The sequence below is a fragment of the Kosakonia sp. HypNH10 genome (genome assembly GCF_029850615.1).
GTDB lineage: Bacteria > Pseudomonadota > Gammaproteobacteria > Enterobacterales > Enterobacteriaceae > Kosakonia > Kosakonia cowanii.
This window is the reverse complement of record NZ_JAOTIU010000002.1, coordinates 671,476-682,635: the sequence shown is the minus strand read 5'-3', so window position 1 is coordinate 682,635 and position 11,160 is coordinate 671,476. Positions and strand designations below refer to the sequence as shown.

At 56.1% G+C, this 11,160-nt stretch carries 12 protein-coding genes; 9 read left to right on the top strand and 3 right to left on the bottom strand.

Annotated features, from left to right (window positions below; translation table 11 throughout):
• Positions 1–257 precede the first annotated feature (257 nt).
• Positions 258–1,163, bottom strand: a complete 906-nt coding sequence (locus tag N7V53_RS09400; protein WP_279793166.1) for a flagellin — start codon at positions 1,161–1,163, stop codon at positions 258–260.
• Positions 1,164–1,408: 245 nt separating this feature from the next.
• On the opposite strand from N7V53_RS09400, the gene fliD reads away from it, so the two are divergent.
• The 3 genes from fliD to fliT are packed head-to-tail and all read left to right on the top strand — an operon-like array spanning position 1,409 to position 3,613.
• Positions 1,409–2,821: a flagellar filament capping protein FliD gene (gene fliD, locus N7V53_RS09395; protein ID WP_279793165.1), complete on the top strand. Its 1,413-nt coding sequence runs from the start codon at positions 1,409–1,411 to the stop codon at positions 2,819–2,821.
• A gap of 22 nt (positions 2,822–2,843) precedes the next feature.
• Positions 2,844–3,254: a flagellar export chaperone FliS gene (fliS, locus tag N7V53_RS09390; protein ID WP_023479156.1), complete on the top strand. Its 411-nt coding sequence runs from the start codon at positions 2,844–2,846 to the stop codon at positions 3,252–3,254.
• Entirely contained in the window at positions 3,254–3,613 is a 360-nt protein-coding gene (gene fliT, locus N7V53_RS09385) for a flagella biosynthesis regulatory protein FliT (RefSeq protein WP_023479115.1), read from the top strand. Before fliS ends, fliT begins: the two co-directional genes overlap by 1 nt.
• 66 nt (positions 3,614–3,679) lie before the next feature.
• Here fliT and yedD read toward each other — a convergent pair whose 3' ends face one another.
• Positions 3,680–4,090: a lipoprotein YedD gene (gene yedD / locus N7V53_RS09380; RefSeq protein WP_124967945.1), complete on the bottom strand. Its 411-nt coding sequence runs from the start codon at positions 4,088–4,090 to the stop codon at positions 3,680–3,682.
• 205 nt (positions 4,091–4,295) lie between these two features.
• Here yedD and yedE point away from each other — a divergent pair, with 205 nt between their 5' ends.
• Both yedE and yedF read left to right on the top strand, forming a co-directional pair.
• Positions 4,296–5,507, top strand: a complete 1,212-nt coding sequence (gene yedE / locus N7V53_RS09375) for a selenium metabolism membrane protein YedE/FdhT (protein ID WP_279793163.1) — start codon at positions 4,296–4,298, stop codon at positions 5,505–5,507.
• Entirely contained in the window at positions 5,504–5,734 is a 231-nt protein-coding gene (gene yedF, locus N7V53_RS09370) for a sulfurtransferase-like selenium metabolism protein YedF (protein ID WP_034812490.1), read from the top strand. The genes yedE and yedF overlap by 4 nt, the downstream gene beginning before the upstream one ends.
• Before the next feature lie 91 nt (positions 5,735–5,825).
• Here yedF and fliE read toward each other — a convergent pair whose 3' ends face one another.
• On the bottom strand, positions 5,826–6,137 hold the full coding sequence (gene fliE, locus N7V53_RS09365) for a flagellar hook-basal body complex protein FliE (protein ID WP_023479201.1): 312 nt from the start codon (positions 6,135–6,137) through the stop codon (positions 5,826–5,828).
• A gap of 226 nt (positions 6,138–6,363) precedes the next feature.
• Here fliE and fliF point away from each other — a divergent pair, with 226 nt between their 5' ends.
• Genes fliF through fliI form a run of 4 tightly spaced genes read left to right on the top strand, consistent with a single transcriptional unit; the run spans position 6,364 to position 11,140 of the window.
• Positions 6,364–8,067, top strand: coding sequence for a flagellar basal-body MS-ring/collar protein FliF (gene fliF, locus N7V53_RS09360; protein ID WP_023479094.1), 1,704 nt, complete (start codon positions 6,364–6,366; stop codon positions 8,065–8,067).
• Complete coding sequence (gene fliG / locus N7V53_RS09355; RefSeq protein ID WP_023479131.1) at positions 8,057–9,055, top strand: flagellar motor switch protein FliG; 999 nt, start codon at positions 8,057–8,059, stop codon at positions 9,053–9,055. The genes fliF and fliG overlap by 11 nt, the downstream gene beginning before the upstream one ends.
• On the top strand, positions 9,048–9,770 hold the full coding sequence (fliH, locus tag N7V53_RS09350; protein ID WP_279793160.1) for a flagellar assembly protein FliH: 723 nt from the start codon (positions 9,048–9,050) through the stop codon (positions 9,768–9,770). Before fliG ends, fliH begins: the two co-directional genes overlap by 8 nt.
• Positions 9,770–11,140, top strand: coding sequence for a flagellar protein export ATPase FliI (fliI, locus tag N7V53_RS09345; protein WP_023479135.1), 1,371 nt, complete (start codon positions 9,770–9,772; stop codon positions 11,138–11,140). Before fliH ends, fliI begins: the two co-directional genes overlap by 1 nt.
• Positions 11,141–11,160: the final 20 nt, after the last annotated feature.

The following is an 11,160-nucleotide window of genomic DNA, read 5'->3' as shown; positions in this document are numbered from 1 at the left end:
GCCCAGAGAAGACTGTGATTTAGTCAGGTTGTTCTGGGTCGTCAGCGACAGGGTGTTAGTATTAATAACAGCCATGATAGTTATCCTTAAGTAAGAAATTTATATTCCGGTAAGCGCCAGCGGCTTCATCACCGTCCAAGTAGTTATCGACGGGCCTTGCGAACTCTTTAGTTCTTTTTGCTTCTTTTTATCTTTTATTTTTCAGACAAATAAAAAGCGCCGACAAGCGGCGCTTTTTTGTACTGCGTAAGCGGTGATTAACGCAGCAGGGAGAGCATGGTCTGCGGAACCTGGTTGGCCTGGGCCAGCACGGAAGAACCGGCCTGCTGCAGGATCTGCGCGCGGGACATGTTCGACACTTCGGTCGCATAGTCGGAGTCCTGAATACGGCTGCGGGCAGACGACAGATTGCTCACGGTGTTGTTCAGGTTGGTGATGGTGGATTCAAAACGGTTCTGGGATGCACCCAGCAGGCTGCGCTGGGAGTCAACCGATTTGATCGCCGCATCGATATCCGCCAGCGGAGAGCCGTTGGTAGCGCCGCCGCTGCTTACGGTACCCTGAAGCACATCGAAGCCTTCGGCTGCGGTGCTACGGGCGTTGCCGTTGATGGTCTGGCCGGTAGTCTGTGCAGTGGCGCCGGTGGCGTTGTACAGGTTGTAGGCATTAGAGGAGCTCAGGCTGATAGAGATAGTTTCGTTATCTTTCGCGCCAACCTGGAAGCTGTAGCTGCTGGTGCCGGTACCGGTGTTCAGCACTTTGATGCCGTTGAAGTCGGTCTGGGTGGTCACGCGGTTGATCTCTTCCATACGCTGGTTAACTTCAGCCTGGATGGAGTCGACATCGGACGCGGAGTTGGAGCTGTTCTGTGCCTGAACGGTCAGGTCACGGATACGCTGCAGGTTGTTGTTGATTTCGCCCAGCGCGCCTTCAGCGGTCTGTGCCAGCGAGATACCGTCGTTGGCGTTACGCGCTGCGACGGACAGGCCATTGATGTTGGAAGTAAAGCGGTTGGCGATAGCCTGGCCCGCGGCATCATCTTTCGCACTGTTGATACGCAGACCGGAAGACAGGCGCTCAATAGCGGTGCCCAGAGAAGACTGAGATTTAGTCAGGTTGTTCTGGGTCATCAGCGACAGGGTGTTAGTATTAATAACAGCCATGATGTATTTCCTTCATAAAAAAAAGTTATCAGATTCAGGCATCTGCCTACGGCTTTCTCACCGTTAACCAGATTATCGACCGGACGAAAACAACCTTTAGAAAAAAAGATCATTTTTTTAAAGCGACAAACTGCCCCTGATTCACCCTCTTTATTTCGCCATTGCTTTAAAAAAAAGCTTCTAATCTTTTCACCATCGCTGCCGATACTCTCCACAGTGATTGTCTAAAACTGAAGGATGATGAAATGGCAACTATTAGTTCACTCGGCGCAGGCACCAGCCTGGATCTCAATACGTTGTATGACAATTTGCAGACGGCAGAGCAGACCAAGTTGACGCCTATTACGGCTCAGCAGTCCTCTTATAAAGCCAAGCTGACTGCCTGGGGCGTGGTGCAAACCTCCCTCAACAAACTGCAAACGGCGGCGGACGCACTGAAAAATACCTCGGCGATCGCAGGGACGAAAGTGTCGAGCACCAATACCGCGTTTACCGCCACGCTTTCCAATAGCGCGTCGGCGGGAACGTACTCTATTGAAGTGAGCGCGCTGGCGGCGTCGCAGTCGCTGCTGAGCCCGAAAGTGGCCAGTAAAGATACCGATTTAGGCGACCAGAGCCTGGATTCGCGCACAATTACCATCACGCAGCCGGGACAGAAAACCCCGATGACCGTGACGCTGGATAAAGATAAGACCAGCCTTGCGGATATGCGCGATGCGATTAACGCCAAACAGGGCAGCGTTACCGCCAGTATCATCAAAGCGGACGATAACAGTTACTACCTGTCGCTGACCTCGCGCGACAGCGGCACCACCAACCAGATGACCATCACCACTAATGATGCGGAACTGGCGAAATACGTTAGCTACGATTCAACGAATACCGGCAGTGCCAGCAATGTGATGACGCAGCAGGTGGCGGCTAACGATGCAAAAGTCAAAATCAACGGCATCGATATCACCCGTAGCAGCAACACCATCACCGATGCGCCGGAAGGCGTGACGCTGACGCTGAACAAGCTGACTACCGGTACGCCGGAAACCCTGTCGGTGACGAAAGATAACGCACCGATGACCGCAGCGATTCAGGCATATGTTGATGCGTATAACTCACTGCAAACCACCATTGGTAACCAGACCAAATATACCGCGGTGGATCAGGGCAGTAACACTCAGAACACCTCTAACGGCGATCTGCTGGGTGACGGTACGCTGCGTAACATTCAGACGCGTCTGCGCTCTCAGCTCTCTGCATCACAGTCTGGTAACGATAGTTTTGCCGTGCTGTCGCAGTTGGGCATTACTCAGGATGTGAACGGAAAACTGGCCGTTGACAGCACCAAGCTTGAAAAAGCGCTGAATGAAAAATCCGCCGATGTGGTGACCTTCCTCTCCGGCGATGGCAAAACAACGGGCTTTGCTACCCAGGCCAGCAATCTGCTGAAAGATATTCTGGGCAGTAACGGCAGCATCCAGAATGCGACCGACGGCATCAACAAAACCCTGAAGCGCCTGGATACACAATATAAAGCGGTGAGTGACCAGATTACGGCCACCATGGCGCGCTACAAAACGCAGTTCACCAGTTTGAGCCAGTTAGTCTCCTCCATGACATCGACAGGGAACTATCTGACCCAACAGTTTAATGCAATGAGTTAATAACCATTAGTTGAGGTTGGACATGTATACGAAATCGGGAATTCAGGCTTATGCTCAGGTCGGCGTCGAAAGCGCCGTGATGAGCGCGAGCCCGCATCAACTCGTGGTATTGCTTTTTGATGGCGCGCTAAGCGCCATGAAAAAAGCCGCGATCCTGATTGAGCAGGGAGATATCCCCGGTAAAGGACAGGCGCTTACAAAGGCAATTAATATCATTAACAACGGTTTGCGTGCAGGTCTCGACCATGAAGTCGGTGGCGAACTTACGGCAAACCTGGACAGTCTTTATGACTACATGACACGACGTCTTTTACAGGCAAATCTCCATAATGACCTCGCCGCTATTGATGAAGTCACCCTGTTGCTGAGCAATATTGCTGATGCCTGGAAAGAGATTGGCCCCACTCATCAAAACGCGCGGGACACTTACTAATGGAAGCAAATCTCGGGTTGCTCCACCACTATCAGCAACTGTTGGCCACCAGCCGTACCATGCTCAACCTTGCTAAGGAAGGGCGTTGGGACGAACTTATCAGCTACGAACTGGGGTACGTTACCTCGGTTGAGAAGCTGACGCAGTTCCAGGACTCGAGCGAAGCAGCGCCTCATGTGCAGGCGCAAATTCGTCCGATGCTTAAGCAAATCCTGGATAATGAAGTGTTATTGAAAACATTGTTAAACCAGCGAATGGACGAGCTGAGGACATTGGTTGGTCAAACTTCCCGACAACATAACCTGAATTCGACATATGGACGTCTTTCCGGAAATATTCTCTTCCCCAATGAGATGTAAATCTCATTAGCGGCGGGTGCTGTGGTTTCCCCCTCACCCGCCACGCTTTCCTCTTTTAAGCACGATCTAGCGTTTAATATCCAGACCCGCTTTCTCCAGCGCCTGTTGGCACTCGACGGTCGGTTTATCGGTACGCGACAGCGTCAGGCCATCAAACTCCAGCGTATTGCCTTCCTGATTTAAACGGTAAACGTCCAGCTTCTGCGTAACGTTATAGAAAGTACCGCCATCCAGCATCAGTTTGCCGGGAACCGCAATTACGCGCTGCCACTGGCGGCAATCAAGAGTATCGCCCTGCGGCGTCACAATCAGGCTGGCGATCGCCTCCGGGCTGACCAGGCTGCTCTGCGGCCCCGTTGATTGCCAGTAACCCGCTAATCCTGCGGGCGCCGGGTGTTTCACCACCGCCTGATAGTTATCCACCTGCACGCAGCCGCTCAGCAGCAGCATCGCGCCGAGAATCATACGCTTTTTCATTCTTCATCCTGCTCGTGAAAAAAAGCGATTGTGGCATTAAAGGCCGCGCCTCGCCACCCTTTCGCCGCGAGAGAACAACTTTGATCTGCGCCAGGTTTTTGCCCTATTGTGCAGCGTTTCAGGCGCGAAGACGTGTATCATCCCGCTTCTTTTGTACGACTTTTCTGTACGTCCCCATACCTTCTGAGTTCAGAGGCTTTTTACTATGTCATGGCAACACTTCAAAGACCGCTTCCTTATTAAGTTCTGGTCTCCTGTTCCGGCGGTGATCGCGACCGGTATTCTCTCTACCTACTATTTCGGCATTACCGGCACCTTCTGGGCGGTGACCGGCGAGTTTACCCGCTGGGGCGGTCAGTTATTGCAACTGGCCGGTGTGCACACCGAAGAGTGGGGCTACTTCAAAATTATCCACCTCGAGGGCACGCCGCTGACGCGCATCGACGGCATGATGATTATCGGCATGTTCGGCGGCTGTTTTGCCGCCGCGCTGTGGGCCAATAATGTGAAACTGCGTATGCCGCAGAACCGCATTCGTATCGCGCAGGCGATTGTTGGCGGCATTATTGCCGGGTTTGGCGCGCGCCTGGCGATGGGCTGTAACCTTGCGGCCTTCTTTACCGGGATCCCACAGTTCTCTCTCCACGCCTGGTTTTTCGCCATCGCCACGGCGATTGGCTCCTGGTTCGGCGCGCGCTTTACCCTGCTGCCGCTGTTCCGTATTCCGGTGAAGATGCAGAAAGTCTCTGCCGCCTCGCCGCTCACCCAGAAGCCGGATCAGGCGAAGCGCCGTTTTCGTCTCGGTATGCTGGTGTTTACTGGCATGCTCGGCTGGGCGCTGTTAACGGCGATGAATCAGCCGAAGCTGGGGCTGGCAATGCTCTTCGGCGTCGGTTTTGGTCTGCTGATTGAGCGGGCGCAAATCTGCTTTACCTCGGCGTTCCGCGATATGTGGATCACCGGGCGCACGATGATGGCGAAGGCGATCATCTTTGGCATGGCGGCGAGCGCCATCGGCATTTTCAGCTATGTGCAGCTGGGGCTGGAAGCGAAAATCATGTGGGCCGGCCCCAATGCGGTGCTCGGCGGCCTGCTGTTCGGTTTTGGTATTGTGCTGGCGGGCGGGTGTGAAACAGGCTGGATGTACCGTGCCGTCGAAGGCCAGGTGCACTACTGGTGGGTCGGGCTGGGTAACGTGATTGGCTCAACCATTCTTGCGTATTTCTGGGACGATCTCGCGCCGACGCTTGCCACCAGCTGGGACAAAATCAACCTGCTTAACACCTTCGGGTCGCTCGGCGGTCTGCTGGTCACCTATCTTCTGTTACTGGCCGCGTTTCTCTTTGTGGTCGGCTGGGAGAAACAGTTCTTCCGCCGCCAGAAACCTGCCGCCAACCCTGCGAAGGAGCCTGCATGAGCATTGTGCCTGATTACCGTCTCGATATGAGCGGCGAACCCTGCCCCTACCCGGCGGTAGCAACGCTTGAAGCGATGCCGCAGCTGAAAAAAGGGGAAATTCTTGAAGTGGTGAGTGATTGCCCGCAGTCGATTAACAACATTCCGCTGGATGCACGCAACCACGGCTACACGGTGCTGGATATTCAGCAGGATGGGCCAACCATCCGCTACCTGATCCAGAAGTAGCCCACTTTTGCGCCGCAGCCCGCGGCGCAAGCAATAAAAAAACCAGGCGGGAGTGTTCCGGCCTGGTTTTTTTTATCTCTGCGTCTGTGAACTACAGCTGCATATTCATGATGTCCTGGTAAGCAGAAACCAGTTTATTACGCACCTGGATGCCCATCTGCAGCGAGATCGAAGATTTCTGCAAATCGGTCATCACGTCATTCAGCGCCACGCCCGGCTCGCCAAGCGTAAATTTCTCCGCCTGTACACGTGCGGCGTTCTGCGTGTCGCTGATGCGATCCAGCGCCGCGTGCAGTTGCCCGGCGAAGCTGATAGACGGTTCGCTCTCCACGCTCTGAGCACGCGCAATACCTGCAGTTGCCTGCAGCTGACTGACGACGCTCTCAATGCCCTGTATAGCCATTGTTATTCCCCGGATGGATTGATACCTGACAAGGCTAACAGTTTGTCAATGAGATGATGGCGGTAAATAGCGTCAAAAAACCAGGTTATTTGAGGCATAGAAAAATCCATTTCATCAAATAATGACATCGCCATCTTAATGGTCATTTGTCGAGTTTGCCGACCCGGGAGTCCGATTTGTTTCTCAACTCACATAACAACATCCACCCAGAGTCACGAGGTGCACAATGAGTGCGACTGCAACAACTGCACCGCAGAATAAATCTCTTGAGTGGATCAACCGCTTACGCGCGAACCCAAAAATTCCGTTGATGGTGGCCGCGGCAGCAGCCTGCGCCATCATTGTCGCTATGGTGCTGTGGGCGAAATCGCCGGATTACCGCACCCTTTATAGCAACCTGTCCGATCAGGACGGCGGTGCCATCGTTACGCAGTTAACGCAGATGAATATCCCCTACCGCTTTGCTGACGGCAGCGGCGCGATTGAAGTGCCCGCTGACAAGGTGCACGAGCTGCGCCTGCGTCTCGCCCAGCAAGGTCTGCCGAAAGGCGGCGCGGCGGGTTTTGAACTGCTGGATCAAGAGAAGTTTGGTATCAGCCAGTTCAGCGAGCAGGTTAACTACCAGCGCGCGCTGGAAGGCGAACTGGCCCGCACTATCGAAACGCTCGGTCCGGTAAAAGGCGCGCGTATTCACCTGGCGATGCCAAAACCGTCGCTGTTCGTGCGTGAGCAGAAATCCCCTTCCGCGTCGGTCACGGTCAATTTACAACCGGGCCGTGCGCTGGATGATGGTCAGATCAGCGCTATCGTTCACCTGGTCTCCAGCGCCGTTGCGGGCTTGCCGCCGGGCAACGTGACCGTTGTCGATCAGAGCGGTCGCCTGCTGACGCAGTCTGGCGTTGCCGGTCGCGATCTGAATGACGCGCAGTTGAAATACACTGCCGATGTCGAAAACCGCGTTCAGCGTCGTATCGAAGCGATCCTCGGCCCTATCGTCGGTAACGGTAACGTTCACGCTCAGGTAACTGCCCAGCTGGACTTCGCCAGCAAAGAGCAGACTGAAGAGCAGTACGCACCGAACGGCGGCGACCCGGCACAAGCGGTGCTGCGTTCACGCCAGGTTAACAGCAGTGAGCAGATTGGTGGTCAGTATCCGGGCGGCGTGCCTGGCGCGCTCTCCAACCAGCCGGCTCCGGCTAACTCTGCGCCGATTACTACGCCGCAGAATGGTCAGAACGGTCAGCAGAATGCGCAGGGCCAGCAGCAGGGTCAGCAGACGACCTCGACCAATACCGCAGCAAGCGGCCCGCGTAACACGACGCATAATGAAACGAACAACTATGAAGTCGATCGCACCATTCGTCACACCAAGATGAATGTTGGCGATGTGCAGCGCCTCTCCGTCGCCGTGGTGGTGAACTACCGCACGCTGGCCGATGGCAAAACTGCCGCACTGACCGCCGATCAGCTGAAACAGATTGAAGATTTGACCCGCGAAGCGATGGGTTACACCGAGAAACGCGGTGACACGCTGAACGTCGTGAACTCACCGTTCAACATGACCGATGATGTCGGTGGTGAGCTTCCGTTCTGGCAACAGCAGTCGTTTATCGACCAGCTGATGACCGCAGGTCGCTGGTTACTGGTACTGATTGTCGCCTTCATCCTGTGGCGTAAAGCGGTCCGTCCGCAGCTGGTTCGCCGCCAGGAAGAAGCGAAAGCGGTGCAGGAAGCGGCACAAGCGCGCAATGAAATTGAAGAGTCCGTGGAAGTACGCCTCAGCAAAGATGAGCAACAGCAGCAGCGCCGCAGTAATCAGCGTCTGAGCGCCGAGGTCATGAGCCAGCGTATTCGCGAAATGTCAGATAACGATCCGCGCGTCGTGGCGCTGGTCATTCGCCAGTGGATGAGTAACGAACATGAGCAATAATCTTACCGGAACGGACAAGAGCGTCATTCTGCTGATGACCATTGGTGAAGATCGCGCGGCTGAGGTGTTCAAGCACCTCTCCGCCCGCGAAGTCCAGCACTTAAGTACCGCAATGGCCAGCGTGCGTCAGATCTCTAACAAACAGCTGATGGACGTACTACAGGAGTTTGAGAACGAAGCGGAACAGTTCGCGGCGCTGAACGTCAACGCCAACGACTACCTGCGCTCCGTCCTGGTAAAAGCGCTCGGCGAAGAGCGCGCCTCCAGCCTGCTGGAAGATATTCTCGAAACGCGCGATACCACCAGCGGCATCGAAACGCTCAACTTTATGGAGCCGCAGAGTGCCGCCGACCTTATCCGCGACGAGCACCCGCAGATTATCGCCACCATCCTTGTGCACCTCAAACGGTCGCAGGCGGCGGATATTCTTGCCCTGTTTGATGAGCGTATGCGTCACGATGTGATGCTGCGTATCGCCACCTTCGGCGGCGTACAGCCTGCCGCGCTGGCGGAGCTGACCGAAGTGCTGAACAACCTGCTCGACGGCCAGAACCTCAAGCGCAGCAAAATGGGCGGCGTGAGAACCGCAGCGGAAATCATCAACCTGATGAAGACGCAGCAGGAAGAAGCGGTTATTACCGCAGTACGCGAATTCGACGGCGAGCTGGCACAGAAGATCATCGACGAGATGTTCCTGTTCGAAAACCTGGTGGATGTCGACGACCGCTCTATCCAGCGCCTGCTGCAGGAAGTGGATTCCGAATCGCTGCTTATCGCCCTCAAAGGCGCCGAGCCGCCGTTGCGCGAGAAGTTCCTGCGCAACATGTCGCAGCGTGCGGCAGATATCCTGCGCGACGACCTGGCCAACCGCGGTCCGGTTCGCCTCTCGCAGGTGGAAAACGAACAGAAAGCTATCCTGCTCATCGTTCGCCGTCTGGCGGAAACCGGCGAGATGGTAATTGGCAGCGGCGAGGATACCTATGTCTAATGAATTGCCGTGGAAACGCTGGACGCCGGATGATCTGGCGTTCCCGCAGGCAGCTAAATTCGCTCCCCTGCTGAAGCAGGAAAAAACCACTTCGCTCTATGAGAGCGAAGAGACAGAGCAGGACGAACTGAGCGCCGAGCAGTTGCAACAGCAGCAGCTGGCGCAGATCCAGATGCAGGCGCACGAAAGCGGCTACAACGCCGGTCTCGCCGAAGGACGCAAAGCGGGTTATGACGCGGCGTTTCAGGAAGGGCTTGCCCAGGGTATGGAGCAGGGTCTTAACCAGGCTCGCCAGCAGCAGGCCCCGATCCACGCCCGCATGCAGCAGCTGGTGAGTGAATTCCAGTACACGCTGGATGCCCTCGATAGCGTGATCGCCTCCCGCCTGATGCAGATGGCGCTGGAAGCCGCGCGCCAGGTGCTCGGCCATGCGCCGGTGGTGGATAACAGCGCACTAATCAAACAGATCCAACTACTATTACAGCAGGAGCCGCTGTTTAGCGGCAAACCGCAGTTGCGCGTCCACCCGGACGATTTGCAGCGCGTTGAAGAGATGCTTGGCGCAACGCTCAGTCTGCACGGCTGGCGTCTGCGCGGCGACCCGACCCTGCATCAGGGCGGCTGCAAAGTTTCCGCCGATGAGGGCGATTTAGATGCCAGCGTCGCCACACGCTGGCAGGAACTGTGCCGCCTGGCGGCACCCGGAGTCGTGTAATGACCGCACGTTTAACCCGCTGGCTGACCACGCTGGATAATTTCGAACACAAAATGACGCAGCTCCCGTCGGTGCGTCGTTACGGTCGGCTGACCCGCGCCACCGGTCTGGTGCTGGAAGCAACCGGGTTACAGCTGCCGCTCGGCGCAACGTGCATTATTGAGCGTCAGGATGGTCTGGAGACCCGTGAAGTCGAGAGCGAAGTCGTCGGCTTTAACGGCCAGCGCCTGTTTCTGATGCCGTTAGAAGAAGTGGAAGGCATTCTGCCCGGCGCGCGTGTCTATGCCCGCAGCGCATTAGGCGATGGTTTACAAAGCAGCAAACAGCTGCCGCTCGGCCCTGCCCTGCTCGGCCGCGTACTCGACGGGGCCGGCAAACCTCTCGACAGCCTGCCCGCACCTGATACCGGTGAAACCGGTGCGCTGATCACGCAACCTTTTAACCCGCTGCAACGTACCCCGATTGAACATGTGCTTGATACCGGCGTGCGCGCCATCAATGCGCTGTTAACGGTCGGGCGCGGCCAGCGTATGGGTCTGTTCGCCGGTTCCGGCGTCGGTAAGAGCGTGCTGTTAGGCATGATGGCCCGTTACACCCAGGCAGACGTGATTGTCGTCGGTCTTATTGGTGAACGTGGCCGCGAAGTAAAAGACTTTATTGAGAACATCCTCGGCGCTGAAGGCCGTGCGCGTTCCGTGGTGATCGCCGCGCCTGCGGATGTCTCTCCTTTATTACGTATGCAGGGTGCGGCGTACGCCACGCGTATTGCGGAAGACTTCCGCGATCGCGGCCAGCATGTGTTGCTGATCATGGACTCCCTGACCCGTTATGCGATGGCGCAGCGTGAGATCGCCCTGGCGATTGGCGAGCCGCCGGCGACCAAAGGCTATCCGCCTTCGGTATTTGCCAAACTGCCGGCGCTGGTAGAGCGCGCGGGTAACGGTATTCACGGCGGCGGTTCCATCACCGCGTTTTACACCGTGCTTACCGAAGGGGATGACCAGCAGGATCCGATCGCCGACTCGGCGCGCGCCATCCTCGATGGCCACATTGTGTTATCCCGCCGACTGGCGGAAGCCGGACACTATCCGGCGATTGATATCGAAGCGTCCATCAGCCGTGCGATGACCGCTTTGATCTCTGAGCAACATTACGCGCGCGTGCGCAACTTTAAACAGTTGTTGTCAAGCTTCCAGCGTAACCGCGATCTGGTGAGCGTCGGCGCTTACGCGCGCGGCAGCGATCCGATGCTGGATAAAGCCATTTCACTGTGGCCGCAACTGGAAGCGTTTCTGCAACAGGGCATTTTCGAACGTGCCGGGTGGGAAGATTCAATGCAGGCTTTAGAGCTTATCTTCCCGGGTGTCTGAGGTAGTGGAGAGCTGACTTT

Bases quoted from the DNA above. Each gene is read 5' to 3' on its own strand.
- N7V53_RS09400 (WP_279793166.1), bottom strand. From the start codon at position 1,163: ATGGCTGTTATTAATACTAACACCCTGTCGCTGATGACCCAGAACAAC.
- fliD (WP_279793165.1), top strand. From the start codon at position 1,409: ATGGCAACTATTAGTTCACTCGGCGCAGGCACCAGCCTGGATCTCAAT.
- fliS (WP_023479156.1), top strand. From the start codon at position 2,844: ATGTATACGAAATCGGGAATTCAGGCTTATGCTCAGGTCGGCGTCGAA.
- fliT (WP_023479115.1), top strand. From the start codon at position 3,254: ATGGAAGCAAATCTCGGGTTGCTCCACCACTATCAGCAACTGTTGGCC.
- yedD (WP_124967945.1), bottom strand. From the start codon at position 4,090: ATGAAAAAGCGTATGATTCTCGGCGCGATGCTGCTGCTGAGCGGCTGC.
- yedE (WP_279793163.1), top strand. From the start codon at position 4,296: ATGTCATGGCAACACTTCAAAGACCGCTTCCTTATTAAGTTCTGGTCT.
- yedF (WP_034812490.1), top strand. From the start codon at position 5,504: ATGAGCATTGTGCCTGATTACCGTCTCGATATGAGCGGCGAACCCTGC.
- fliE (WP_023479201.1), bottom strand. From the start codon at position 6,137: ATGGCTATACAGGGCATTGAGAGCGTCGTCAGTCAGCTGCAGGCAACT.
- fliF (WP_023479094.1), top strand. From the start codon at position 6,364: ATGAGTGCGACTGCAACAACTGCACCGCAGAATAAATCTCTTGAGTGG.
- fliG (WP_023479131.1), top strand. From the start codon at position 8,057: ATGAGCAATAATCTTACCGGAACGGACAAGAGCGTCATTCTGCTGATG.
- fliH (WP_279793160.1), top strand. From the start codon at position 9,048: ATGTCTAATGAATTGCCGTGGAAACGCTGGACGCCGGATGATCTGGCG.
- fliI (WP_023479135.1), top strand. From the start codon at position 9,770: ATGACCGCACGTTTAACCCGCTGGCTGACCACGCTGGATAATTTCGAA.